The sequence below is a fragment of the Stenotrophomonas sp. 112478_Sma genome (assembly GCF_056479905.1).
This window is the reverse complement of the sequence record NZ_CM151072.1, coordinates 1,453,050-1,478,065: the sequence shown is the minus strand read 5'-3', so window position 1 is coordinate 1,478,065 and position 25,016 is coordinate 1,453,050. Positions and strand designations below refer to the sequence as shown.

Here is a 25,016-nt window from a genome sequence, read left to right as displayed (position 1 = left end):
CGCCTCGCCCCATCGTACCGACGTGAGCGGCCTTACTGTGGCGCTGCCCGCCCAGGAGAGGCCAACTTGCCGCCTCATTCCCCGTACTACCGGTTCGGGCGCGTTGTCGTCCCAGTTGACGCCAAGATTCAGAACGACAAATGAGCCCGCGCCGGCGAACCGGGGCCCCAAGTTGAGCCCAACAAGATTGCCCGGCACGGTCATCAATCGTCCATCGGAGCCGGCAGCACCCAATCTTGGGCGGCAGCGTTGTAGTTGCCCTGATCATCAAAACCGACGACGAGGAAGTGAACGTTCAGGGGAAGCCCCTCAATACGCCAAGTTCCGTCCGCGGCACTGATGGCAGCCCCCGCGATTCTCAATGTTCCTCTCTCAAGTGCGACAACGCGCCCTCTCGCCGGGGCGTTCATCACACGAAAGCGCCCATCGGGACTATCGGGATCTCCACTCGCCGGCAACGATCCAGCAAGGTAGCCAAATCCCGCCAAGTGGAGCGGGTTCCGCCTGATGAACTCGACGCGCCTCGCATCAACCATATCAATGCCACTCTCGGCCAAGATCGAGAATCACCTCTCCAACAGACGCGGATTCAACAGCGGTAGTGGGGCTGGCACTGAACCGTTTGCTCACCATGGCCTGCCCGGGGATAACGTTGGCGTCACCGTAAGCAAGATCCGCGCAGGGCGCGATGACGCCCGGATACTCACCCCGGAAGCGGCGAGGACCTTCCATGAGAAGTCCCGGGAATCCAAACACACCACCATTCGGGGGCGCCGGCCACTCGGCCGATGAATTGCTCCCAACCGATCCCCAAACGTAATAGGAGAATCCACGGTAGAGCGGCGCAAAGGAGGCGAGTGGGGCAGCCCCCAAGGTTCCATCGGCTTTCCTTCCTACGTACATAGCCGCAGTCGCGGCAGTTGCTTCGACATTGGAAAGGTTCTGCGTCATCGATACAAAGTTTCGATTCCGGCCGAAGCCCGAAGAGTATGTTGACTGCGCCGTGCTCGACACGGCGAAGCAGTGTTGATCGTCCGGCAAGTAGCTGACGATGTCGCCGGCAAAGTGAGGTGAGAACTGATCCGCTGTTCCCGTGTGGTTGATGAACAAGTAGAAGCATCGCTCGGTCCCCACGGCAAACCACGCGCGAGCGGTGCTGTTGGCGGCAGCAGATTTCGGCCACAGCAAGCCATTCGCCGACTGCGCGACCATAGGGACAGGACCCGTGCCAGTGTCAACGGTGTCCATGGATTCAAAGCCACGCATCAAAGCGTACTGAGCGTTGCTGTCATCGACGCGCAACCTGTAGCCGGAGCCGCTCACAACGTTGTTGCGATAAACACGCTTGTTCACACCCTGAAACTCGCGGGTCCAACCCAATGGTGCTTTTGCTTCCGCGCCAGAGCCGTAGCCGTTCACGAGTATCGCGTCCAATAGCGCAATGAGCGAATCAGCTTGGCCGGTCAGGGCTGGAGCGCCCGGATCTGTACTCTGGTAAACAGCTGGCTTGAGGCTCATGCGCCTTCCCCTGCAATGTTGCCGATGACCTGGAAGCGAGTTGAGTCGGATGCGCCTTCCGGCGTGCCCGGCAGCGTGGTGCGCATTAGCCAGACCGGAGCCAACCCACCAATGGTGTTGAATCTCACCACGTTGTTGGTGGACCAACCGGTTCCCCATCCCTCCTTCTTCATGACGAAGTACGGCTCCCCCGTGCGAGGATTAGTAGGTGCGAGATCCGTGGCCGTGTTTCCTGCAGATATCGTGCCCACTGTCTCGCCGATCACCTCAAACTGGGTTGCACTGGTAAACCGCACCGCCCAACGCTCAGTGATAGCGTCCTTGTTCGTCACAGCGAGCGGATAGTCCGTGTCGTTGTAGGTGCCGGGCGCGACACTACCGCTCGGTGAATCGGCCCATACGTTGGTCCATGCAGCCTGGTCGAACAGACTCACCACACGCGCCTGCAGGTCAAGCGATCCGTTGGCTTCACCCAGGCGCAGTGCGGTGCTGACCATCGACTCCCCCACCGGATAGTCGTGCGTCAGGGAGGTATTGATCTCGATCTCACCGGTGATCTGAGGCTGAACCACCAAGCGCCGGTCCTCGACGCGCTCGCTGATCGTCAGTGGCAGCGTGTACGCGGCCAGGTTCAGGGGGTCACTGAAGCGCAGATTGCCAATGTCCAGATCCGCCGTGAACCATGCGGCGTCGACCGGACGCCCGGCCGCGTCGCGCACTTCGATGCCTGCAATCCTTCCGCGACCAAAGCTGACAAGCTGGCCCGCTTGCGGCGATGGCACCACGTGCTTGGCCGTGTGGTGGATCAGCACGGTCTGCCCTGGCTTGAAGGCTGGCGCACGGCCGTCGCTGGGTAGGCGCACAGACGACAAGCCGATCACTACCTCCGACAGCGGGATCGATCGATACACGACCGCGCCCATGTAGATCGTGCCCGGCAGCACGAGCGTCGGCCTCCAGACCTGGTCCCCTTCCACCAGATCGGGGTCAAACCAGGGTTTACCCTCATTCCCTGCCACTGGCACCAGCTGGCCGAACTGAACCTTGACGACACCACTCTCCCAATCGACCTTCCCACGAATTTCCGCAGCTGACAGCACACCATTGATGTCCGCATTTGCCGTGAGCAGCTCGCCATCAATGCGGGTCGCGCGCAGCGTGAACATGCCTGGCCGGAGCGGCGAACCAGGCGCACGGAAGAAGCTGACGGCCACGCCCGGATCGGCGATCCGTGTCAGGAGGGATTGGATCTGGACAGTGTTCTCGCCGCCTGCCAGCCACTGCACCAAATTCACCACGCCTGCCGCGTAGTCGATCGTCCCTGCGTAGATGCCCGAGCCCGTGGTGGGATCGATGGAGTGATACAGCCCGCCGCTGCGGTCAACGTAGGTGCGCCCACGGAATGCAAAGCGGACGCTGCCCGGAACGATGCTGTCGCTGATGGTCGGAGTGAGCTGCAGCTGTACGGCCGGCAGCGGCATGACTTCCTGCGCAGCCTGGGCAGCCTCCCCAGCGAGCATCCACCCGACCGATACGATACTGCCGGCGGAGAACTGCGCCAACACGTCCAGGCGCTCGTAGCCAACCACCTTCAGGCGCCCGGAGCGGATCTCGTAGACCGGATAGGACACCTGGCGGACCATGAACTTTCCGGCCTGCAGCGAGATCGCGCCCGTGCTGTAGTTCACCGACCCCAGCACCGTGCTGAAGGCCGTGTCCCCCACCGAAACGCCGACCAGGTTGCCAGCCCCGTCGTCCTTCGCGATGACCCGCATTGCCTGAGGGGCCGACGACAGATCATCACGATCGCGCCTGACACTCACAAGCCAGTCGAGAAGCACTGTGCCCTGCCTCACCGGGCCTTGCGGCAGGGTGAAGGAAACGATCCCGGCCGAGTCAGGGACAGGCTGTGGTGCTGCATAGAGGGGCTGCCCCCACTCGTAGGCGATCAAGAGCTGGCTATCCGCATCAGGCAGATTCAGCGGCCGCAGCGAGATCTCGCCGGTCGAATAGCTGACTTGCCCGCGAACCTGCCCGCCGATCAGCAGGCCGCCGTTACCGTTGTCGGTGACCGCGACATTTGAGCCGCCTACACGTAGGGTCAGTTGCAACGTGCCCGGGACCGCCGAGCCCTCTCCCAGCACAAAGCGGAGCGCCGGCGGCAGGATGGAGGTATCACCGACCCGCGCCTCCGCAATGACGGGAGTGCCCCAGTTGGAGATGATGCTGCTCTTCAGGTCCGGGAGCGCACCCGCCGTTACCACTACGGCGCCGGTCTGGTAGTTGATGGTCCCGGTGCCCTGACCCGGCTTACCAATCAGGCGGCCACGACCGTTGTCGGTCAGCCTGATCCAGCGCCCCAGGGCGCGGTAGTCAACCACGACCGTACCCGGGGCAGGTAGCGGGGTCAGCTGGAACAGCCAGACCATCCCCTGATTGTTCTGCGTCACCTCGATCTCATCGGTAAAGCCCTGCATGGGGATGGAGCCCGCCGGCGACGCGGTGATGCTGATGCTGGTGCTGCCGATGCCAGTCCCGTGCGAGAGCGCTACGACCCCGCTCTGATAGTCGACCGTACCGCTCCAGGGCGTAGCCACTGCGGAGGAGAGGCCCCCTGTACCGTCGTCGGTGAGTTCGACGCTACCCGCAATCACACGCACCGCGCCCACCGCCAGTCCGGTGCCGAGATATCGGCTGACCGGCGCGCCAGCGGCAAAGCTCGCGTTGAAAGTCTGACCGAGACTGCCGGACGGGCCAGAGGGAACCTGGCTGATGGACCCCATACCGGCCAGCACATCACTGACCGGAGTTTCTGCCGTGGACGTGGGAACGATCGACACGTACGGAGTATCGACCTGCACAGCCAGATCACCAGGCTTCCCAGCGGCGGTGAGGCGTTTGACGCTGTGGTAGCTCGTAGCCTCCACCACATTGGTCTCGTAGATCCTGGTCGCAGGCTTGGTGGCCGAGTACCGCACCACCTCCTGGCCGTAGAAGTCGCGCAGCAACGCGTTCACCAGCTCGATCACCAAGACATCCCGCTCGAAGGCCCCTTGGTCATCGGTAAACGTACGCGTCGTGCGGGAAAGCACGCCCTTGACCCGCACGTACTGCTCGGCCGGGTCATGCCAGGAGCTGGCGAGCGTCAGCAGCGAAAAATTGTCATTGATGTCGGGGCTCGGCGCGTCCTTCATCGCGTAGACCTGGATAGTCATCTGGCCGCTGAAGTGGTTGCCGAGCAGTACAAAGCGGGACTCCGTGCCGCGCGTGATGTAGCTCTCCACGCGGTTCTTGGCGTCAAGGCGCACGTCACTGTAGGAGCCCGTAGCAAACATCGTGACGGTCACGCGCGGGTCAGCGGGCGGATCGATCAGCACCGCGATCGCGTCCTTCAACACGTCCGGTGCGGGCGTATCCACATGCACAAACATCTTACGGAGAGTGGTTCGGCCGGTAGTCCGCTCTTCATCACCGATATCCGGAAAGAGGTTGTTCATCGCCCCGTCAATGATTTCGGTCTGAACCATGCGGCCACCGCCGTCAGGGTTATCGGTCAAGCGCTGCGACTGCCGCAGCTTGATATCGGTAGCAAGAATCGTCATGGATTACACCGTCATGAGGCGAAGGGTGATGGCGAAGAGGTCCGCATCAAGCGCGGGGACAGCGAATCGGGTGGGGTCGACTTCGATGGCCGGGCCATCCGTACGGCGCCACCGCACCTGGAATGACCGCTCGCCACTGTTGTGGGCGGGCATGACCAGATCCAACGGCGCCAGGCGGGCCTCGCTTTCACTGGCCTGCAACGCCCGTAGCACGGGCAGGCTGACGACGCCGACATAGGCGGTACCGTCACGTGTTGTCTGGAGCGTGATCGGCCGCCCGGCCTGTCGCGCTGACTCTTGGACGATCAAGGCACCCGTCAGGCTTGTACGAGCCTGCTGCCCAACCTTCCAGGCCGTGAACTCATCCGTCCACTGGAGGTCAGCCGGCAGTTCAATTCCTGCAAGAACAATGCGGGTCATCAGCTACGCCCCCGCACGGATACGGCCCTGCTTTGCTGAACCTGGCGCAAGACCAGGGGAGCGACGAGGCCCGCGAGGCGCTGCGCTTGCTGCACCTCGGCTGCTGTGGCGCCGGCCACCACCTCCTTCGAAGGCAACTTCCAATCAATGACGATGACCTGTTCCTTGCTGCCGTTGCCGCTGATACGGGCGGCATCCGCCCTCGCCTGCGCCTCTGCCTCAGCTTCAGCCTGCTTGCGGCGCTCGGCGAGCGCAGCGGCGGCCTCCTGGTCTCGCTGCTGCCGCTGCCGCATGACCTGGGCCTCCAGCTGTGCCACCTCTGCGATTTCGCCCTTGCCGACGTAGTCAAACTGCCCGGCCAGCCGCTCCTTTGCCGCTTTGGAGAGTTCATCCTCCGCCTCGGAGGTTGCCTGAAGCTCCGCCTTGTACTCTGCCAACTTCCTGCGCTGGTCAGTGACCCGGTTCAGCGCATTCGCAAACTGGACAAGCGGGTTGGGTCCGCTGAGCTTGCGCATCGCCTGCAACGCCGATTCGGAAACCTCGCCAATGCTGAACGCCATGCCTTGCGCAGCGGCCCCGGCCTGCCCCATCTGCTTGCCCATTCGTTCGGAGCTACTCCCTACCCGGTCAACCTGGTCCGCAGCACCACCCGCGCTTTCGCGCACCTCCTCCAGCCGCTCGCGGCTGCGGCTGGCGCCGTCCTGCAGCTGGCGCATTGCGATGTCACTCACATCGCCCAGCCGCTGCATGCTGCGTTCGGTGTCGTAGATCGACTCCTGGACTGCGAGATGGCTATCGACGTTGTCCCGGCGCCATTGATCACTGTCTGCGGCTGCGGCTCGGGTTGCATCGGCATATGCCCGGAAGGCTCGACGCACGTCCTCGACGGATGCCTTGCCCCTGGCCGCGCCGTCACGGATCGCATCGAATGCACTCTTGGCGGCGTCACGTGTCGCGTTGAGCGACGCCTGGGACTGAATGCCGAGCCTGGCAAATTCGTCGGCTAGCGGGTCAATGGCAACCTGAATCTCTCGGATTCGAGCATTCAGCGCTGCGGCTGACCGCGCGGCCGAATCGAAACCGACCTTGCCCTGCCGCCCTGCCGATTCCAGCAGAGAGCCCAGCGTGCGCGCTTCGTCCAGCGTCGCGACCTTGCCAAGGGCTGCCTTGAATGCCGTCTCGATCTGGGGGGGGGGGGGGGTCCCCCCCCCCCCCCCCCCCCGGGCGGCGGGCGCCTTGCCCCCCGCCCGGGGCCGGCGCCCCCGGCGGGGGGGGGGCGGCGCGCCCCCCCCTTTGCGCCCCCCGGGCGGGGCGGGGGGCGGGGGGGGGGGGGGGGGGCCCTGGGGGGGGGGCCCCCCCCCCCGCCCGGGCCGGGGCCCGGGGGGGGGGCGGCCCGTCCCCGGGGGGCTTTTTCGGCGTTTCCCGCACCCCCTCGCGCCCGTTCCGCTCTGCGGCGGCGCCCTGGGAGGCGATGTAGCCCAGCGCCGCGCCGACTGCCTCCAGGCTCGCCGTGTCCGCGAAGTTGAGCCCCTCGAACACATTCCCGATAGACTCCTTCGCGAGCTTTGCGTTCCCGTCGATCCCCGCCAACTGCTGCGCCACCAGCTGGGCAGCCGGGCCGATTCCATTCGTGAGCGCGTCCGCAGCCGTCCGGACGCCATCCCGGAGCGACGCAAAGCCCGTCGACACGTCCAGCAACTTCTGTGTGACCTGGCCCAGCTGCTGCAGCTGCTCCGCCGTCGCGACGCCGGCCTTCTGCTGCATCAGCAGGAAGCCTTCCTGCGCCGTGAGGTACAGCTCCAGGCCGGACAGACGCTTCTCGTACGCCTGCCGCTCCGCCTCACCCAGCTTGGCGACTTCCTCGGCTGACTTGATGACTACGTCGCGGTATGCCACGAAGGACACAGCCTGCTCACGCAGCTGCAGCGCCGAATCGCGTACCTGGCTGATGTAGGCCCTCTGCGCCTCACCAGCTCGCTTCAAGGCCGGGTCGTGCTGCTTCCAGATGTCCTGCGCCACGGTCTTGAGGACATCCAGACCGCCCATCGCCGCTTCCAATCCCAGCACGGCCACCGTGATGGGGACTGCCTTCGGCAAACCGCGCAGCAACGCACCGAACCGGCCGATACCCCGGCTGCCGCTTGCGACGGCTGCATTGTTGGCAATCTGCGCGTTGGTGGTCGCGATCAGGGCTGCGCGCCATGCGTTCAGCTGGAGCAGCGCCCCCACGATCTTGAACTGCGCATATGCGGCAGCCATCAGGCCGATCACGCGAACATGGTCCACAACCCACTGCGTCGTGCCCTTCACCGCCTCGGCCATGGTGATGATGGCCTGGGCGGTCTGCTTGGCCCAGCGCGATAGGCTGCCATCGGCGGCCAGCCGATCCAGTGTGGTCAGCAGGGTGGTGAGCTGTTCCTTGAAGTAGGTCAGCACGCCTTGGTCGGCGACTTCCTGTTTCCAGTCCTTGAAGCGATCGGTGGCCGTCTTCCATAGGCCGGCGATGGTGCCCACCTTCGCGGCAGCGGCCGCGCCGCCATAGGATTCGGCCAGCAGATCGAGGATGATGGCCTGCGCCTTTGCCACCTGGCCGGTGGCTTCCAGGCTCTTGATCAGCGACTTCTGGCTGTCATCCAGCGTGAAGCCCTGCTTGCTCAGGCTCTCCATCGCCTTCGACGGGGTCTGCAGTGCCTTGCCTACGACCTCTGCCGATGACTCCAGAGAGATTTTGAGCCGCTCAGCCTGGTCGATGGTGATCTGCATCGCCGCTGGGAACTGCTCGCCCACGATGTTGGTGTAGGACAGCAGACGCACCTGCGCAGCGCTGATCTCTCCATCGTCAAACAGCCCACCCTGAAGTTCCTTCCGCATCGTGGCCAGGCTCTGCGCGGTGAACTCTCCGGTGCGCCGTGTCGCCTGCAACGCGGCCTCGAGCTGACCCAGCTCCTGCTCCGCGTCGCTGCCTTCTTTCACAATGGCCTTGATGCCATCGACCACTCGATTCAGGCCGATAAACGCGGCAGCACCAACGGCCACCGCTTTCAACTTGCCGAACCAACTGACAGTGCTCTCGGTGGCCGACGCAAGGTCGGCACTGCCTGCGGTCGCGTCGTCGGCACGCTCGCGATACTCCGCCAACGATCTTGCCGCAGCCCTGCTGGTGTTGGCCTGCTTGCGGAAGGCCGTCTCTGCCTCATCAATCTGCTGTTTGCGACGCCGCCCCGCCTCGGCCTCTGCCGCTGCGGCCCTGGCTTGTTCAGTGAGCGCAGCCGCACTCCGGGCCACCTCAATGCGCAGGCGCTGCTGGTAGTCGGCCAGATTCGCGGTGTTAACGCCGAGCGAAGAAAGCTCGTCGTCGGCCTTGCCGACAGCTTCCCATTGCTCGTTGAGTGCCTTCTTCAGCCGCTCGCCTTCTTTACGCAGATCCCGCTGGGTTGCCAGCACCTCGCGGGAGGGCTTGTCCATCTCGCCGATGCTGAGGCTGAGCGCCAGTGCAGCCTTCTGGTTGTCGTCAAACTGCCGCTCCAGCTGCGCGAGATCGGCCAGCATGCCGTCGAAGGCATCCGCCTTCGCCGCTGCCTCATTCAGTCCGGTGAGCGAGTCGAGCAGCTTCGTCGCCTTGCCAGCGGTCTCGACCGACACGTCCCCCAGGTCGCCGAACGCCGCGCGCAGTTCTTCCACACCCTCGCGGCCCTGCGTTTCGATGACGACCCGAATTGCCTCTTCCAGCCGATCAGCCATTGGAGCTTCCATTGACGCGCCACTGGCGGCGCAGTTCGGTCAGATAGGTGGTGTGGAAGCGCTCGATCAGCCGGCGACGGGCCTCCAGGGCGCGGCTGTTGCCATCAGCACCCGAGAGCATCTCGAACGGGCTGGGCCCACGGAGGATGCGAACGGGGCCACGGCCGTGGCGCTTCTGCTGCGCCCGATCCCAGCTACGCACACGGATGGCCCTTCGGCCCTTGATAGTGGCGATGAAGGCGCCCTCATAGGTCTTCGACTCGCCCACGCCAATGCCCGCCGTGGCACCCCGGGACTTCCGGCCAGCCCAGCGACCACCGAAATCGATCAGCGAGATCTGCCGCGTGCTGGCCCAGATCGAAAGGAACTCATCCCTGCCACGTTTACCGGTGCTGTAGCCGCGCTCGCCCGTCTCTACGCGATACTTCCCACGCAGCGCAGAAGCGCGGATGTTGTAGGAGCCACGGACCTCTTGCGCAGTAGCCGGCCCAGCGCGGCGCTGCAGACCAATAAATGCCCGCTGCACCGACAGGTCGTATCGATTCAGCACCTCGCCAGCCAGGTCGGTCAGGCCATGGAAGCCTTTTGCCCGCCGTCCGCTGACGTAGTACTTGAGCAGGTTGTTGTTGCGATTGGACGCCACGGTGCCCTTCCTGTTTCAAACCGGGAGGGCGCCCTTCCGGCGCCCTCCCCTTGCCGGGGTCACCGGCACGCTCAGCCTGCCGACTGCGCGGCGATCTTGAAGGTGTAGAGATCGGCCTCGCCGGCCTGGAAGATGACCGGCCCGGTCAGGGTCACCTGGATCGGCTCGTCGCTGAACCAGTCAACGTCGCCATCGACGGTCAGGTCGACATTGGGGATCGAGAGCAAGCCTTCGTCACCACTGATGCGGTCCTGCATGTCGCCCAGGACCTGGAACGACTTGCTCGGGGTGGTGCCGCCGCTGATCGCGGTTTCCAGATAAGCATCGAAGTTGTAATCGGCAACCACGACATCGCCGGCCTGCAGCGCGCCACCCTTCTTGGGGATCAGCAAACCATGACGGGGTTCGAGGTCGTAGTCGGTGCCCATCACCAGGTCCACATCGCCCTTCTTGAACATCGGCACCGGCGTTGCTTCGATGAAGTTGTGCGGCAGCTTCACGGGGGTATCCACGCTGCCAACAGTGATCGACACTGCGCTGGCCGAGCCGGCTGCCACAGTGGTGTTGACCAGGGTGCCATACAGCATGCGAGCCAGGAAGGCGGGCGGCACTTCCAGCGCGGTAATCGAGACGTTGGTGACGCCCGGATTCGAATCCTTATGGATGATCTGCTGATACCGAGCATCGCGGCGCTTGCTCTTGATCTCCACCGAATCGCCGGCTTCGTAGCTGAAGGTCAGCGAGGACTGCTCCAGGGGCTGGTTGCCGAACTTGTCGGCGGGCTCGGGAATGACGGGGACGCGACCGCCATCGGAGCCGTGCTCCCAGAAGCGCAGGTCACCTGCGAATTTGCGGACTTTTGGCTGTGCCATGGTTCTGGTTCCTTTACGGGTTGGACACGGGCTCAAAGGTCTCGGTCAGACCAGCCCGCGCGGTGATCTGAGCGACTACGGCGGTATGCCCGGCATCGTCCTCCAAGGTCGCCAGCTGGGTTTCCAGCAGCTCGAAGCTGGTCACGCCCAGCGGCAGCGACTTCTCTTTGAACGTCAGGGCGCGGATCAGGTCGTGGCGCGCGCGATGAACAAGCAACCTTGGATTCGCTTCATCGCTTCCGCGCGGAACTTCGAACTCGATGGTTATGGCCGCATCGGAGCTGGACTGGGCCACACCGCCGCCACTGCGCGAAAGCTGGCGCACAGAGATGATCGTTGCCGGCTCGGTGCTGCTCTCGCTGATCTCGGTTTCATCTATGATCACGGCGCCCGCACCGATGTCAGTGCGAAAGCCACTGCTGCGTGAGATGAGGCGGACACGAGCAGCCAGGAACTCCACCAGCTGCCAAGACAGCGGCTCTGCCAGGTCAACCACGGCTCACCAGCCAGCGGCTCTGCGAGCCGTCATCACTGATCTTCTTGCTGTTGACGAAGACCTCAGTACCGAACGCGCTCGAAACCACCTCGAAGCGATCGCCCTGGTCAGGCGCCACATCCGAACGCAGGTACGCGATCTCCACACGCCCTGCCCTGAACTGGCGCAGTTCACCGATGGTCTCAACGTCACGCTCCACGTAAGCACGCACGCCCTCGGTGGCCGGACCATCCTTGGCCGTGTACAGACCTCGCGACGCCATGCCCGCCAGCGCAAAGGCGGCGTGCAAGGTGCGATCCAGATCGCGGAGGAAATCGGGCTCGTTCACCGGGCACCTCGCGAACACAGCAACGCGTAAGCCTGAAGTCCCCTCACTTGTGCGTCGCACTGGGCTGCGGCGCCAACAGCTCGGCCCGCACTCTCAATTCGGTCGTCGGCTCGACCATCAGGCTGGCTGGCGGCAGCGGCGGCTGCGGACAGCTCGGCGGTGGCGACGCTTGCCTGCCAGCGCTGGTGCAAGCGCTGGTTGCCAGCGCGCAGATCAGCGATGAGGCGATCAGAGGCCTTCTGTGCATCGTCCTTCTCCTTTTCATATGTGGCAGCCAGGTGATTGGCGGCTTGAGCGCTTGCGCGTTCCGTCGCAAGCGCGTCATTCGCGTCAGCCAGTGCCGTCGCAGCGGCATCACGCTCATGACGAGCTTTGTCTCGGGCAGCCCAGGCGATGTCGGCAGCCCGGTGCGCTTGAGCAACCGAGCCTCTCTGCCAAATGACCAGGACGCTCAACCCAAGCAGCAGCGCCAGAAGCACCCGATTCATGCCACCGGCTCCTCGACGGGAGGGACGACCACTCCCAGCTGCTTGAGAGCGGACTCCAGCGAGATGACACGAAGCCTCAACCTATGAGCGTCCTCTTGCGCCTTCATGCGCAAGCGAACCTCCTCGTTGTACTGCTTGACCACCTCCGCCTGGGATGTTTCCAACGACTTCACCCGCTCAACGAGCCCGTTGAGCAGGTCTACGTTGGCGTCGGTTTCGGTGCGTTCTTTACGGCGCGCCAGGACCGCACCCCACGTTTCTCGGAGCAGCCACAGCGCCACTGCGCTGGCGGCCAGCCACCAAGGCGCGCCAGCCCCCTCTACGCCCCCAATCACTTCAGCGCCTCGGCGACGCCCGCAGCAACCACGGCCGCACTCCAATACATGCCGCCGTTCTCGTGCTTGGCAATGGCGGTCGCGAGTCGCCCCAGGGTCACAGGGTTCTCCAGCCGGATCACTTCCAACGGCGACACGCCCACCGCCGCCGCAACCTGCCGGGCGTAAGCGCCCGTATCGTTCTCCACCGGTGGTGCCCAGCGTCCGATGATCTCCTTCACCGTGCGCAAGCCGTGCTTGCGCTGGTAGGTCAGCAGGGTCTTCGCCAAGGCGCGAAAGCCAGCCTGCGGGGTCAGGAACACGCAGAAGCGCTGTTCGCGGGCGATAGCCGCGGCGGACCGATCCTCACCCTGCCACGGAGTGCCGGTGCGATCGATGTTGCCAGGATTGTTGTTGCGTACGCCGCGCGGCGTGCTGGTGGTGCCCATGCGATCCCCCGTTGTCGCTGTGAAAGAACCGGCACCGCTCACGCCACCCGGGCGTATGTGAGCGGTGCCGGCCAAGACTTACGCCGACTTCAACGAACCGGAGCCCGGGGTCAGCTTTGCGAGCACGGTTGCCGTGCCGGTGCCAGCGACGGCGACGGCCACCGCGCAGTTCTCCAGGTCGCCAGCATCGCCGCCGGTCGCGATCATCTGACCGGCCTGGGCGTCCCAGGTCAGGCCGGCACCTTCGACGATGTTGGCGCTGGCAAGCTTCGGCAGTTCGAACACGCCTTCGATCTGGGCACTGCCCTTGGCGCCAGCAGCAATGTCCACCAGCGCGACCGCCAGCAGCTTGCCGACGATGAACGCCTGGCCACTGACCAGGTTGGATGCTGCGGTGACATCGATCACTGCGCCCGGAAATTTGTAGTTCTTCGCCATGACGATGGTCCTCAGTTGGCGTCTTGCATGGATGAAGTGGGAGACCGCAGCTGCGGCGGGAGCGCCGCAGCCGCGTATCCGGTTACTCGCCCGGGTTGTAGGCTGCGCCGCGCCAGCCCACCGCACCCACGCCGTACTTGTGGACGACCTTCCAGCTGAGACCGTCAGTGCGGAAGTTGGTCTCCTGCTCCAACACCGGCGTCTGCACACCATTGAGGAAGGCGACTTCGATCACCGGCTCCACGTTCGGATCGGCGAAGCCGTACCAGCCCTTGCCGGTACCCAGGCGCGGAGAGGTGATGATGTCGCTGAAGGTGGCGCGCGAGGTGTTGTTGACCTGGAACCGGCCGGTCACATCCGGGTTGTACTCGCTGTTGTTCACCAGCGTCGCGCGGCCATGCATGGCGACCGTGCCCAGGAAGCGCGACAGCGAGATGTCCAGATAGTCGTTGCAACCCGGGTCCATCTGCAGCGCCATCAGTTGGCGCATCGCGTCGAAGGCATCGACCGAGACAGCGGCACCAGCGGCGATGTTGCCGTGCTCGGCGTGGAACAGGGTGTTCCCGTCCTTCATGACCGGGCCCAGCCCGCCGTTCTGCTTCAGAACATCGTAGACGTCCTTTTCGATCGTGCGGCCTGCGGCCTGACCCAGCGCCGTGGTGATGCGCACGAACGAACCCAGATCATCGTTCACCAGCACTTCCGGGGTGATCTGCAGGATGCGCCCCTTGCGAGCACCCTTGATGGTCTCGGCCTCGCCATCACCCAGCACGCCGTTCTCGTACTCGCCCGCTTCGTTGACCGGCTTCAGGTCGGAGAACGAAGACAGGTGGTAGCGGCTGTGCGCGCGGTAATCGGACAGCGTGCCGGTCGCGCAGAATCGGGTCCAGGTGAACTGCTGCAGGTTGTAGGCACCAACGAGCACCCGGTGCAGCACGTTCTCCAGCAGAACCGGGAAGTCACTGGTGGTCTGCACAGCGAGAACTCGGCGCGCGATCTGCTCACGGTCCATGCTACGGGTGTTCACACCCGCCTGGATCAGGGAGCGCTCGGCCAGCGCCAACAGCGTGGTGTGCGTGAAGGGGTTCCCGTTGCGCGCGGCCTCGGCATCAGCACCCGTCAGCACGCCGGCACGGGCGAGCAACGCATTGACCTGGGCGCGACGCTGATTGTCCTCCTCCGGCACCACGTCCGTGATGCTGAAGCCGCCGGCCAGCGGCTGTCCGCTCGCCGCCAGCTTCGCCAGCAGCTTGCCGCGCGCCACGTCTTCGGTGATCGCAGCATCAGCCAGGCACTCCGCCTCCAGCGCCTGGACGCCGCTGACCTCACGGAATCCGGCGAAGACGGTACGAATGGCTGCGTTGCGGGCCGAGATGGCCGCCATCACCTGCTCGACCGTCGCAGCCGGCGCCGAGGTCGCAGCCGCGACAGGAGCGGCTGCGGCCGGCGGTACCGGAGTGGCGGGCACGGGCGATGCCGGAGCGGCGGGGGCCGGTGCAGCCGGAGCGGTGCCCGCCTGCGCCATGATCAGTTGGCACTGCTGTTTCATGCTGGTTTCCTCAAGGTGGGCCACAACGGCCCGCTGGTGAACCTCGCGGAGCGAGGCAAAGGCTGTAGCGGTGGTGGTTGCCTGGATGTGCTTGCGCAGCAAGGCGTGCACGGCGCCCTCGGTGCCGGAGATCGCACTCACATAGGACAGCAGCGCTGCTGCGGCGACGGAGTCCGCAGGCTCCGGCTGCACGTCGGGAATGACTTCGCTGACCAGGCCCAGCGCCAGCGCTTCCGACGCGGTCAGCCAATGGTCCTTGCGATCGGTCAGCATCGTCTCGATGTCTGCCGGGTTCTTGGCCCGGCCCGAGTACGTCACCAGCATCTGGCGCCCATACACGTCGATCTGATCGGCCCGCTCGCGCAGGTCGCCGGCAAAGCCCCAGCCACCGCCCTGAGGGCCATGCAACATCAGCATGGTGTTCTCGTGCATGCGACGGGTGCTTCCGGCCATGAGAATCAGGCTGGCGATGCTGGCTGCAACGCCATCCACGGTCATGTTGATCGTGGCCGGGTGCTGCTTCAGTGCGTTGTAGATGGCCAACCCGTCGGTCACGACGCCGCCATCAGAGTTGATCCGGACGTTGATCACGCTCGCGGTCGTACCGGCCAGTTGCTCGACCACGCTGGCAGCTGTGACGCCCTCACCCCAGAAGTAGTCGCCGATTGGGCCGTAGATCAGCAGCTCGGCTTCACCGCCGCTGGTGGTGTTCAGCGCGAGTACCGACTTGCCCTTTGCCTCCGGCTGCATCGCCTCGATGTCAGCGGAATCAAAGGCGAAGGTAGCGGCAATCACGGCGCTGGCCAGTAGCGAAGTCTTGCCCATGATCAGTTGGTTCATTGCGTATCCTCGAAGGTGTTCGGGAGAGTGGTGCCGTCCGGCCGGGCTTGCGTAACGCCCGCATCGCTCACCTGACCCGGATCACTGTCCAGAATGATTCCCAGGTCTCTGGCCCATTTGCGTTCGTTGCGGATCTCTTCCAGCGTGTCGTACATGCGCCCACCGCGCTCGCTGATGACCGACGTGAGAGAGCGAATGCCGGCGCGGATCATCATGCGAAGGCCGGTCGCTTCATGGACCGGGTTGATCCACGGCATCACCGGCGGCATGTACATGGCGTCGGTGATCGTGGTCATCGAAACGCCGCTCGGAACGACCAGCTCTCCGGAGGCAATTGCAGCCTGGATAAAGCGCTCGTAGATCGGCCGAACGATCTGTGAGATCACCTCATAGGCCAGAACACCGTACGCGCCGTACTGCTCAACCAGCTCCTGCCGCTGCGCGGAATAGGTGCCGTTGTAGTTCTTCGACAGCGACGAGAACGAAACCCGCATACCGCCTGCTACAGCACGCAGCTGCCCGTTTCGGTAGGTCTCCAGATTCGGGTTGGGGCGATTGGTGTCGACCGTGCCAACGCTCTCACCCTTCACCAAGTCATCGAACACCATGCCCGGCTGGAACCGCATGGTCCTGCGTTCCGGCACCGTATCGTTCTCGCCGTAGCTCTGCGCATCGCCCTTGATGATGAAGGCAGCCATGCTGGCCGCGATCTTGGCGGCGACGCGCTCGGATTCCTCGTAGTCCTTCAGGTCATCCAAGCGGGTGAGGACAGACGCCAGCAGGCTGACACCGCGCACTTGGCCGATGCGATCAACCATCTTGGCGTGGTGAACGAAGTCAGCACTCACGCGCTTCAATTCCGGCATGACCGCGTTCGGGTCACCGGGATGCTGCTTGTAGAGGTGATACGCGATGGGCCTGTTCCAGGCGTTCTTCTCCACGCCCTGCATGATGTTCCTGACCGGATCGTTGAAATCAATCGGCAGGAGATCAGGCTCCATCATTTCGATGCTGTAGGGCACAACGGTGCCATGGTCGAGATACGGAACCGGCCCGATCAGATCTTGGTACAGGACTTCCCCGTCGCGGAACAGGGTCCGGGTCATCAGGCGCTGTGCCGCGCCGAAGTCATGGCACCAGGTGACCTCTGGGCGCTTCCAGAAGTCCCGGAGCAACGGGGTGATCTGATCGACCAGGGATTCCACGATGTTCCCGCTTGCGTCACGCGGCTGCGGCTCGATGCCGATGCCATCGCGGCCGATCACGTTCTGGACCATCTGGTTGAAGCCGTTCACCACGATGTCGTGGTTACGGTCGAGGTGCCGCGCCTGGGTGCGGATACGGGTCGCACCGCTGGCCACCGCCGTGTTGCCGGAGCCAAATTCACGCGCGGCCTCTCGCAGGCGGCTGGGCGTGGCACCGTCGTAGGCGCTGCTGTAGGCCGCAATGCGCGCACGCGCCATTGCGCGCTTCGCGCCCCAGCTGGGCGCTACTGCAGCAATCGCACGGTCAAGGCGGTTCACTCACGCCCCCGGAAGTCTGCAAGCGCCACAGATACGCGGCTACCGCCTCGCGCCTGCATGCTCACCCTGGCCTCCCATTCGTGGCGGCCTGCGCGGATCTCCGCCAAGTCCGCGCGATTCAACTGCCGCTCGCCCATGCGGAACGACTGTCCCTGCAGTACCGCAACTTCGGCGGCCAGGTACATTTCCAGCATGGTTTGAGCGGGAGTCGGCATGGAACTAGTTTGGAGACGGGGCCGTCTCAACCGTTACCAGCGAAGTGAGACGATCACCGCGCAGCGCCTCGTAGAATCAGTCATTTACGGAGCGGCCGTCTCAATCTTTGCCAGAAGGTGAGACGGCCTCCGGATTCGTCAGCCGACTCTGGACGGCTTCGGCAGTCCACCAGGGAACATTCGATACAACGCGGCTCGCGATACACCGTGCCGGCGGCAGACCAGTCGCCAGTCCTGGCCTTCAGCCAACTCCGCGCGAATCACCTCCACGCGTGAGCACGGCTTGTCCTGCCCGGCGGCCTTGGGGATGTGCAGGCGCTCACCACCGTACTCAGTCTGCAGAACGGTCATCACCGCCGTCGCGTAGGGCATGGCGTGTTCCTCGTTCAAACCCGTTTGCTCGACGATGCCTCGAATCACCAGACGACGCAGTTGCTCGGCAGCATCGATGTCGCGCGAGTTGCTCATAGGCGACTACTCCAACCGCTGGACCCAAAGTCGTCGCGCGACGTTTCACGGGAATCGCGCGCCACCCGCGCCGGGGCCGGCGAGGGCCTTTTCACGATCTGGTTCACCGGCGGCGCGGGCGCTGCAACTTCCGCCGCCGGCAATGCCGCAGCCGGCGGGATGCCAAACAGATCGTTTTCCGGCTGCACCTGTTCCTCCAACTGATCCCACCATTTCGCCTTCTTGGGTCCCCACAGGTCGAGCCGTTCCTCCAGCCATATTTCGTAGGTCAGGCAGTCCTTGACCTCGATTCGCTTGCGCGTTGCGGTCCACCTGGACTCCGACCCACCCTTCATCCTCCGCGTTGCGCGGATCTCGCCCGCCAGCTGTTTGAACCATTCGGGCGAGAGCTGATCTGACAGGTGCACGTAGCCCGGCCCCGGCACTGCAACGTCCAGCCGGGACTGGAACCGATCCTTCGCGAGGTTCGTGCCCACGTGCCAGAGCACCGGCCCGTGCTTCTCGATACGCCCATTGAAGCGGTAGCCGACGCGGCTGTTGCCGTTCTCGATGGACCGCTCCTGGCCGCTCGCGCCCTTCACCGCGTGCACGCGCAACGACTTCAACTTGTGTGCGAAGGCGTACACAGCGTCGGCATGGTGACCGCCCGAGTCGATCGCGGTGGCATAGATCCGTTGCGGCCTGCCGCAGGCATGTGTGTATTCCTGCTCACGCAGGAACGCCTCAGCCTCGGTCCAGACCTCCATCTGTGCAGGGTTACCGAAGAAAACGCGGTGGTCGATCGTCCACATCTGTCCACCCCGCCCCACACCCCAAATTCCGGCCTCAAGCCGATTGTCTTGGGTATCCATGCCACACAGGAGCAGCAAGCAGTCGCGGGGCATCGTCTTGAGCGGGAACGGCTCGGCCCTGTTCGCCAGCTCATCAGCATCTGTGCGTTCGACCTCTCCCTCCCAGGTCTCACCCAGAGTGGTGTTGGTCCATGCCTTCAGTTTGCTGTCGTCGCCTTCCTGGTGCTTGGTGTACGCCTCCAGGAACTCCCGGACAATCTGCTGCCACGCAACTGCCGGGCTGTAGGCGGTCCAGATGTGGACCGCCACGTGACGGGGAGCCTGGACCACGTGGCCCTCCGGCGTGGTGAAGCGGCCATCGGCGCGAAGCCAGAGATCACCGCGCGAGTTCACCCATTCGCCTTGCTCAGCCGCCAGCAGATACTCGCCCTGCGTCATTGGGTACGTACAGTGCGGGCAGAGGTGGTAGACGTGGACAACACCGCCAGATGCGTCTCGCTCGAATTTGAAGCCGTGCGATTCGTCCTTGCCACCCCACGTCAGTGCGTGGAAGGCGTCGCATTGTGGGCAGCGCACCCGGTAGGTGAATCGCTCATCCGCCTGCGAGTAGCGCGTATCCACCAGACTGAAGCCCTTGAGCTTCGGGGTACTGCCAGCCACGAGCTTGGGGAAGGTGGCGCCTTCCAAGCGCTTGGCGGCCAGCGAGTCCGGAGCGCCCTCCTTCTCAATGTCGTTGTCGAAGGCGTCCAGCTCGTCCAGCAGGGCAACGTCCACGGAGATTCGACGGTAGTTCTTCGCGGCCTTGCCGCCGCGCACGCGCAGGAGCGAACCGATGAACTTCTTCTGCTGCAGCGTGTTGTCCTTGTGCCGGGCCAGGTAGGCCGGGAACACCGCCCGCATGCACTCCACGTCACGTAGCATGGGCTCGAGCTCTGACTTGACGAAGTCGTCAGAGTCGTCGTCAGTCGGCTGCCAGATGCATTGGTTCCGGCGCCGGTGCTCTGCGTTGTAGCCAAGGAAGGCCAGGAGGATCTTGGTATAGCCCACACGCGCCGACTTCTTCACCGAGACCTCGGCTACGTCATCATTGCTGATCACCGCCATCATTCCGCGCTGGAACGGCCATGGGGTCCACTTCTGTTCGACATAGCTCGATTCGGCGGATAGGTAGAAGTGCTCCCGTGCCCAGGCTTCCAGCGTGATTGGCTCTTGCACCGCCCAGGATGCGAGCCCGCGCTGGAGATGGCGCTCCACGGCCTGCAGCTGGCTTGCATCGATTCCACGAAGAAGGGTCATTCGCACCGATCCTCCGCATCCACCGGCGTCGCGGTGGACGCGTCCTCATCGGAGTCGTCGTCGGCATCAACATCAGCCAGACGCATCGACGCAGCGAGGTTCCGCGCCTTGGCGACAATCTGGGCCACGACCTCGACATCTGCTGCCTTCAGCTGCGGAAGCCGGCGCCGCAGCGTCCCCGGGATCGTCTCAAGGATGCGCCCCGCCCGCGCGCCGACTTTCGACAACACCTGTTCCATGAGATGTGCCGGCGCCAGCTCGCCCCTGGTCACGGCGTTCTGCATCGCCAAGCGGTCAGCCTGCTCTCGCGCCAGCCGGGCGCGCTCGGCGGTCAGATCCTTACCCGCCTCACCGCCACGGCCAGCAGCGACCTCGCGCAGGTGATCGCAGTAGGCAAGCAGCCACTCATCACCGGCAGCACCGTCTGCGAGGACTCCACGGCGCACCAGGTCGCTGACCGCCTGCTGGGATATGCCCACCAGATCCCCAAACGCGCCCTGTTTCATCGGGCTGCTCAGATCAGAAACCACTACAACCCCCTTGGAAATGCTTCATGACTAGCGAGAAATTGCGCGACCGAATACCCGTGGAATCTGAGGCCGGGGAGGACCCATCGGCCCGCCCTCTTCCCCCTGCCCCTCCTGCCCAACCAACCGCACGATGATTCGCGTGGAACATGCCAGCCGTCCGCACCGTCCAAACCATCAAGGCAAGGTCTGGACGCCCGGAACCCGCGCCGTTCCTAAGCTGTCCACACTGTCCATACCGTCCACACCTATTCTTTTGATTTGATTGATTGAGGGCTGGGGAGGTGTGTTGGTACATGTACGCGCGCGAGAAAGGGTGTGGACGGTCAGGACAGCGCTGTCGCAGTAAGCGGCAGGTCTGGTCAGTGGTTCGGACGGGTGTGGACGAAGCTGGAAAGGTCTGGTCAGAAGTCAGGTCCACTGGGGCCCTCCTGCCTTGACCGCTGTACGGTTGCCAGCCAGTCATCGATCGCGAGGCCCGGCCTGAACCACCGGGGCTCCCGACCGCCGTCATCCGGCCAACGCCTGCGCTGCTGCTCCCAGCCCAGCGTCTTCATGATCGAGGCGACCCGCATTTGCTCGGGCTTGCCGTGCTTGCCTGGGTCCAAGCCGATGGCGTACGTCAGGAGGTTGTCGGTGGTCGCCCAGTCGATCTGCGGCGCCATCGCCAGTCGTGTCGGGTACTTGCTCGGCTCCATCCGAAGATCGAGCCACTGCTCGACTCGTCCCTCCCAGCTGTCGCCCACGTACCTGCTGGCCTGCTCTTCCTTCGCGTCTGCTGGCAGCTCCCACCACTCGAACCCAGCGTTGAACATGGTCACAGCCTCGGCCCACAGCTGGTCGCGCAACGCCGCGATCTCTGCGATCTGCACGTCGCCGTCAGTTCGCACGGGGAGGAAGCGCCGCCCACCCGTCGGGTCGCGTAGGTACTGATGCTCGTTCGTGGTGCCGGCGAACACGCATTCGCGGCGGTAGGAGCGAGGCACGCGCTCGTAGGGCGCTCGGAACTTGTCCACGCGCCTGGTGATGGCGGTCTTTACGCTGGTCACGTCGGCCTTCGAGAACGAGTCCATCTCGCCGATCTCGACGCCCCACGCACCTTGGATGACCTGGTAGAAGTCCTTTCCGCTCGGAGATTCGCTGGTCTCGACAAACCATTCGCTGCCGAAGATCGCGCGCAGGGCGCTCGACTTCCGCTTGCCCTGCTCACCTTCCAGCACCAGCATGAAGTCCACCTGTGCACCCACGCTGGGCTGCTTGGCGTCTACCCACAGGATGCGAGCCACGGCACTTACCATGAAGCACTGCGCTGCGCGCAGGCTGTAGGCATTATCCGCCGCACCAAATAGCTCAACGAGCATGCGCTCCACGCGCGTGACGCCATCCCATTGCAGGGCGCCGAGGTAGTCCTTGATTGGATGACGGCGGTGACGGCGCGCGACGGCGATTACGGCTTTCAACACCAGGTCATCGCTGCACTTCATCCAGTAGCGATCCGGGTGCTGCAGCCAAGCCGCCAGCTCGTAGGCGTCCGAGTCGATGAACTCGTCCCTGCTTCCACCTGTCCACGGTGGATCTCTGTGCAGCTTTACTTGATTGCTGGAGTCGTTGAGCCACCACAACCCCTTCAATCGATCATCGTTCTCCATGATCAGAATCAGGTTGTGCAGCGTACCTTCGACATTGCCATCGCGATTTCTGGTGAGGTGCTCCTTCCAGGCATTGGGGTCTACCCCGCCACCGCCTGGCGGTGGCGCACCGCCACCATCGATCACTGTCATCCTGCGCCTTGTCCCCACGCTCATTGCCGCATTGCCTTTTCATAGCCCCGCGCCAAGCGCAGGTATTCTTTTGCCCGCTCCCGGCGCAAGCGCCGAGAGTGCTCATATGGGTTGTCCAGGGCGGCCTGCGCCGCGATTCGGTAGGCCTTGGCGAGCTTCGCATTGGAGTGCAGCACTCGCTCCTCCAGCCTCCTGTCATGTGCCATTGGCATCCACCACGTCGACTTCAACCACACGGTTTGCGGCCCAAGCCGCAAGCTGTCGAGGCGTCCAGCCGTCGCGCTCCAACGCATCTGCGATGTCCCAACCATCGGGCTGGCCGGTCACATCCACAAAGCGGATCGATCTGGCGCCTGCCCGCTTCAACAGCTGGGCGACCCCCGGTTTGAACTGATTGGCATCGTTCCTCCACCCCAGCATTGCCTGCTGCCCGGGAGCGTCGGCATCGGGCCAGAGCACGCAATCCCGGCCGGCCAGCGGCGACCAGTCAGCTTTTGTGACGGCTTTCCCGCCGCCCGACCAGCTGATTGCCGCATAGCCAGGGAACGCATGTGCCCCCACATCCCGACATTTCTCGCCCTCTGGGATCAACACTGGCGCGTCGGGTTTCGCAGCCAAGGCATCCAGCCCGTACAGCGGCCGCGCGCCAGGGAAGCTCTCCAGGCACCATTGCTTCTGCCCTTCCGGCCCAACGCACCAGGTCACCTGCGGCGTCCACTTCCTGAGCTTGCGGCTGTCGCGATCGATGAATTCGCAACGCAGCACGTATCCAAGGATCTGCGATTCAGCGTTACGGTAGGCAAACACCCTGACCGGCTTCATTCGGCGTAGCTTGTCCCGCTTGGCATTCCAGATCGGTACCGTCCAGCCGCTGTCGGTCAGCAACGCCGGAGCATCATCGGGGACGGGCAGGATCGGCACCCACTTGACCCGCAACGACTCCTGGCTTGGCAGCCTCTCTCGCTCAGCCGCAACACCCAGCTGACCACCGGTTAGCTGCGCGCATGCCTCAAGGAATCCAACTTGCAGGTGCTGCACCAGGAAGCCGATCACATCACCGTGCGCACCACAGCCGAAGCAGTGGTAGAAGCCTTTGACTTCGTTGACAGTGAAGCTCGGCGAGGACTCGTCGTGAAATGGACATAGCCCGCTGTACTCCCCACGGCCGGCTGGCCTGAGCTTGACGTAACGGCCGATGACATCGGCGATATTTGCCGACTCGCGTATCGCATCGGTGTCTACGGAGCTGTTCGCCATCAGCGGCGCCTCGCGGCTCGTGATTCGCGACGCTCGATCATCCACCACTGCACCCGCAGGTACTCGGCAATTCGCTGGCGGCAACCAACGCCCCCCGTGCAAACGCCTGGCGCCTGGCAGGTTTCTGCGATCTGGTCGATCTGTGTGCGCCATTCTGACCGTGGCTGACGGGCAATCAGCAGGGCCTGGTGCAGACATCGATTCACACCCAACGGATACCTCCTTCATCGAGCTGGCGCTGGGCGCTGTCTCTACGTTCGGTTTCTTGGCGAATGCGCTCGCGTTCTGCCAGTGCTTCATCGCCCACTAGCCCTGGCACTGCATCGGTCAACGCAAGTGCGGCAAGCTCCATGGCCCGCCGCGCGGATGCGCTGGCTATGCCACGCCTTCGATACTGAGATCGACGGGCGTGGTCCGTACCCACGTCAGTCCTCCGTCCCCAGCTGCCCAGCCGCACGGCACGCATTGCGCTCCAAGCGGTAGCAGAGCTTGCGCACCTCGCGCGAAAGGTCTTGGATTCGATCTGCCTCGGGAACGCTCAGGCGTTGATCCGCTATCGCGTCGATGCCCGCACCAGCCAACGCCCCCGTCAGCTTGTGCAGTTCCAGCAGCTTCGCCTGGATCGCGGCCAGCTCGTCAGGCCACCCCCCTGCGGCGGCGGCGGTACGTAATCGACCATCAGGTCGTACTGGGCAGCAAGGGAGCAGACCCAGTCAGTTGCAATCTCCTGCGTACCGACGAATAGCTGCAGGTAGTCCGTCAGGATCTCGGCCATCTCCATCGAAACGGACTCGCCATCGACGCCCCTGAGCTTCTTTCTCAGCGTTTCCGCCGAGATCGACTTGCCACGGCGCTTGCTAATGTGCGCGGCCGCGTCCTGCAGCCCCCCAGGAGCACGGGTCACTGCGTTGTGCAGCGCGTCCCGCCAGTAGAGGTCAGAGCGACGGCACGTCATGCGGCCCCCTGAAATGCGCCATCGATCATCGTGGAAAAGCTAACTGTGGCGGGGACAACATTGACCGCATGGCAGAGATCATCAGCTTCCCGCAGCGCATGCGCTTCACCGCTGTCCGTACCTATGACGCCGCAGCAGGCGTCGGCGGAGTGGTAGCGGTGCTGTTTGCGCCCGCAAACCTGGCTCATGTCTGCCGAGGCGGTCATGCAGTTTCAGCCGGCCAAATGTCGGGACGGATTGCGGCGAGCGCCAACGGCTCGCAACCCAGCGCGACACCGATCTCGACCGATGCCAACTGAATCTTTCGCGCCAAGACCGGGCTGGGCTTCTTGTTCCTCCATCCGGTCGCGCACTGCCACAGGTATCCCTCAGAACTGCCGGTCAAGGCAGCGAGGCGCCGCTTACGTTCGGGGTCCGAAATGAAGGTGAGTAGGTCCATAGGGCCAGTATTTAGCCCGGAGCTAAACCTCGTTGTCAAGCGCTCAGCGCAACTTCCTTGTTTAGC

At 64.1% G+C, this 25,016-nt stretch carries 23 protein-coding genes; 1 reads left to right on the top strand and 22 read right to left on the bottom strand.

What is annotated here, in order from left to right:
• Window positions 1-537 precede the first annotated feature (537 nt).
• From ACZK08_RS06925 to ACZK08_RS06820, 22 genes are all read right to left on the bottom strand, one after another.
• Window positions 538-1,518, bottom strand: coding sequence for a hypothetical protein (locus ACZK08_RS06925; protein ID WP_478452634.1), 981 nt, complete (start codon window positions 1,516-1,518; stop codon window positions 538-540).
• Window positions 1,515-5,120, bottom strand: coding sequence for a hypothetical protein (locus tag ACZK08_RS06920; protein ID WP_478452633.1), 3,606 nt, complete (start codon window positions 5,118-5,120; stop codon window positions 1,515-1,517). Before ACZK08_RS06920 ends, ACZK08_RS06925 begins: the two co-directional genes overlap by 4 nt.
• Before the next feature lie 3 nt (window positions 5,121-5,123).
• Complete coding sequence (locus ACZK08_RS06915) at window positions 5,124-5,540, bottom strand: hypothetical protein (protein WP_253119693.1); 417 nt, start codon at window positions 5,538-5,540, stop codon at window positions 5,124-5,126.
• On the bottom strand, window positions 5,540-6,418 hold the full coding sequence (locus ACZK08_RS06910) for a hypothetical protein (protein ID WP_478452632.1): 879 nt from the start codon (window positions 6,416-6,418) through the stop codon (window positions 5,540-5,542). The genes ACZK08_RS06915 and ACZK08_RS06910 overlap by 1 nt, the downstream gene beginning before the upstream one ends.
• Window positions 6,419-6,551: 133 nt before the next feature.
• On the bottom strand, window positions 6,552-9,281 hold the full coding sequence (locus tag ACZK08_RS06905) for a hypothetical protein (protein ID WP_478452631.1): 2,730 nt from the start codon (window positions 9,279-9,281) through the stop codon (window positions 6,552-6,554).
• The gene (locus tag ACZK08_RS06900) at window positions 9,274-9,924 is read right to left on the bottom strand and encodes a hypothetical protein (RefSeq protein WP_478452630.1); all 651 of its coding nucleotides are present in this window, start codon (window positions 9,922-9,924) and stop codon (window positions 9,274-9,276) included. Before ACZK08_RS06900 ends, ACZK08_RS06905 begins: the two co-directional genes overlap by 8 nt.
• Before the next feature lie 71 nt (window positions 9,925-9,995).
• Window positions 9,996-10,796, bottom strand: coding sequence for a phage tail tube protein (locus ACZK08_RS06895; protein WP_478452629.1), 801 nt, complete (start codon window positions 10,794-10,796; stop codon window positions 9,996-9,998).
• Window positions 10,797-10,809: 13 nt separating this feature from the next.
• Window positions 10,810-11,292: a hypothetical protein gene (locus ACZK08_RS06890; protein WP_262101210.1), complete on the bottom strand. Its 483-nt coding sequence runs from the start codon at window positions 11,290-11,292 to the stop codon at window positions 10,810-10,812.
• Window positions 11,285-11,620, bottom strand: coding sequence for a head-tail joining protein (locus tag ACZK08_RS06885; protein WP_478452628.1), 336 nt, complete (start codon window positions 11,618-11,620; stop codon window positions 11,285-11,287). The genes ACZK08_RS06890 and ACZK08_RS06885 overlap by 8 nt, the downstream gene beginning before the upstream one ends.
• Window positions 11,617-12,108 carry a lysis system spanin subunit gene (locus ACZK08_RS06880; RefSeq protein WP_478452627.1) on the bottom strand — a complete coding sequence of 164 codons (492 nt, stop codon included), beginning with the start codon at window positions 12,106-12,108 and terminating at the stop codon, window positions 11,617-11,619. The genes ACZK08_RS06885 and ACZK08_RS06880 overlap by 4 nt, the downstream gene beginning before the upstream one ends.
• Window positions 12,105-12,389, bottom strand: coding sequence for a hypothetical protein (locus tag ACZK08_RS06875; protein WP_262101207.1), 285 nt, complete (start codon window positions 12,387-12,389; stop codon window positions 12,105-12,107). The genes ACZK08_RS06880 and ACZK08_RS06875 overlap by 4 nt, the downstream gene beginning before the upstream one ends.
• 50 nt (window positions 12,390-12,439) lie before the next feature.
• Window positions 12,440-12,871 carry a structural protein P5 gene (locus tag ACZK08_RS06870; RefSeq protein WP_478452626.1) on the bottom strand — a complete coding sequence of 144 codons (432 nt, stop codon included), beginning with the start codon at window positions 12,869-12,871 and terminating at the stop codon, window positions 12,440-12,442.
• A 78-nt stretch (window positions 12,872-12,949) separates the two neighbouring features.
• A complete protein-coding gene (locus tag ACZK08_RS06865) occupies window positions 12,950-13,309 on the bottom strand; it encodes a DUF2190 family protein (protein WP_262101205.1) in 360 nt (119 codons plus the stop codon).
• 82 nt (window positions 13,310-13,391) lie between these two features.
• Entirely contained in the window at window positions 13,392-15,698 is a 2,307-nt protein-coding gene (locus tag ACZK08_RS06860) for a ClpP-like prohead protease/major capsid protein fusion protein (RefSeq protein WP_478452624.1), read from the bottom strand.
• Window positions 15,695-17,161: a phage portal protein gene (locus ACZK08_RS06855; RefSeq protein WP_478452622.1), complete on the bottom strand. Its 1,467-nt coding sequence runs from the start codon at window positions 17,159-17,161 to the stop codon at window positions 15,695-15,697. Before ACZK08_RS06855 ends, ACZK08_RS06860 begins: the two co-directional genes overlap by 4 nt.
• 413 nt (window positions 17,162-17,574) lie before the next feature.
• Window positions 17,575-17,904, bottom strand: coding sequence for a helix-turn-helix domain-containing protein (locus ACZK08_RS06850; protein ID WP_262101201.1), 330 nt, complete (start codon window positions 17,902-17,904; stop codon window positions 17,575-17,577).
• Window positions 17,901-19,991, bottom strand: a complete 2,091-nt coding sequence (locus tag ACZK08_RS06845) for a phage terminase large subunit family protein (RefSeq protein WP_478452621.1) — start codon at window positions 19,989-19,991, stop codon at window positions 17,901-17,903. Before ACZK08_RS06845 ends, ACZK08_RS06850 begins: the two co-directional genes overlap by 4 nt.
• On the bottom strand, window positions 19,988-20,521 hold the full coding sequence (locus ACZK08_RS06840; RefSeq protein WP_478452620.1) for a terminase small subunit: 534 nt from the start codon (window positions 20,519-20,521) through the stop codon (window positions 19,988-19,990). The genes ACZK08_RS06845 and ACZK08_RS06840 overlap by 4 nt, the downstream gene beginning before the upstream one ends.
• A gap of 401 nt (window positions 20,522-20,922) precedes the next feature.
• Window positions 20,923-22,299, bottom strand: coding sequence for a virulence-associated E family protein (locus ACZK08_RS06835; RefSeq protein ID WP_478452619.1), 1,377 nt, complete (start codon window positions 22,297-22,299; stop codon window positions 20,923-20,925).
• A gap of 20 nt (window positions 22,300-22,319) precedes the next feature.
• Entirely contained in the window at window positions 22,320-22,475 is a 156-nt protein-coding gene (locus tag ACZK08_RS06830) for a hypothetical protein (RefSeq protein ID WP_478452617.1), read from the bottom strand.
• A gap of 19 nt (window positions 22,476-22,494) precedes the next feature.
• The gene (locus ACZK08_RS06825) at window positions 22,495-23,556 is read right to left on the bottom strand and encodes a CHC2 zinc finger domain-containing protein (RefSeq protein ID WP_478452616.1); all 1,062 of its coding nucleotides are present in this window, start codon (window positions 23,554-23,556) and stop codon (window positions 22,495-22,497) included.
• A 589-nt stretch (window positions 23,557-24,145) separates the two neighbouring features.
• Complete coding sequence (locus ACZK08_RS06820; RefSeq protein WP_478452615.1) at window positions 24,146-24,511, bottom strand: hypothetical protein; 366 nt, start codon at window positions 24,509-24,511, stop codon at window positions 24,146-24,148.
• A 68-nt stretch (window positions 24,512-24,579) separates the two neighbouring features.
• Here ACZK08_RS06820 and ACZK08_RS06815 point away from each other — a divergent pair, with 68 nt between their 5' ends.
• A complete protein-coding gene (locus ACZK08_RS06815; RefSeq protein WP_478452614.1) occupies window positions 24,580-24,810 on the top strand; it encodes a hypothetical protein in 231 nt (76 codons plus the stop codon).
• Window positions 24,811-25,016 lie beyond the last annotated feature (206 nt).

Bases quoted from the DNA above. Each gene is read 5' to 3' on its own strand.
- ACZK08_RS06925 (WP_478452634.1), bottom strand. From the start codon at position 1,518: ATGAGCCTCAAGCCAGCTGTTTACCAGAGTACAGATCCGGGCGCTCCA.
- ACZK08_RS06915 (WP_253119693.1), bottom strand. From the start codon at position 5,540: ATGACCCGCATTGTTCTTGCAGGAATTGAACTGCCGGCTGACCTCCAG.
- ACZK08_RS06855 (WP_478452622.1), bottom strand. From the start codon at position 17,161: ATGGCGCGTGCGCGCATTGCGGCCTACAGCAGCGCCTACGACGGTGCC.
- ACZK08_RS06835 (WP_478452619.1), bottom strand. From the start codon at position 22,299: ATGACAGTGATCGATGGTGGCGGTGCGCCACCGCCAGGCGGTGGCGGG.
- ACZK08_RS06860 (WP_478452624.1), bottom strand. From the start codon at position 15,698: ATGAACCAACTGATCATGGGCAAGACTTCGCTACTGGCCAGCGCCGTG.
- ACZK08_RS06845 (WP_478452621.1), bottom strand. From the start codon at position 19,991: ATGACCCTTCTTCGTGGAATCGATGCAAGCCAGCTGCAGGCCGTGGAG.
- ACZK08_RS06815 (WP_478452614.1), top strand. From the start codon at position 24,580: ATGGCAGAGATCATCAGCTTCCCGCAGCGCATGCGCTTCACCGCTGTC.
- ACZK08_RS06905 (WP_478452631.1), bottom strand. From the start codon at position 9,281: ATGGCTGATCGGCTGGAAGAGGCAATTCGGGTCGTCATCGAAACGCAG.
- ACZK08_RS06870 (WP_478452626.1), bottom strand. From the start codon at position 12,871: ATGGGCACCACCAGCACGCCGCGCGGCGTACGCAACAACAATCCTGGC.
- ACZK08_RS06865 (WP_262101205.1), bottom strand. From the start codon at position 13,309: ATGGCGAAGAACTACAAATTTCCGGGCGCAGTGATCGATGTCACCGCA.
- ACZK08_RS06820 (WP_478452615.1), bottom strand. From the start codon at position 24,511: ATGACGTGCCGTCGCTCTGACCTCTACTGGCGGGACGCGCTGCACAAC.
- ACZK08_RS06880 (WP_478452627.1), bottom strand. From the start codon at position 12,108: ATGAATCGGGTGCTTCTGGCGCTGCTGCTTGGGTTGAGCGTCCTGGTC.
- ACZK08_RS06895 (WP_478452629.1), bottom strand. From the start codon at position 10,796: ATGGCACAGCCAAAAGTCCGCAAATTCGCAGGTGACCTGCGCTTCTGG.
- ACZK08_RS06920 (WP_478452633.1), bottom strand. From the start codon at position 5,120: ATGACGATTCTTGCTACCGATATCAAGCTGCGGCAGTCGCAGCGCTTG.
- ACZK08_RS06850 (WP_262101201.1), bottom strand. From the start codon at position 17,904: ATGAGCAACTCGCGCGACATCGATGCTGCCGAGCAACTGCGTCGTCTG.
- ACZK08_RS06825 (WP_478452616.1), bottom strand. From the start codon at position 23,556: ATGGCGAACAGCTCCGTAGACACCGATGCGATACGCGAGTCGGCAAAT.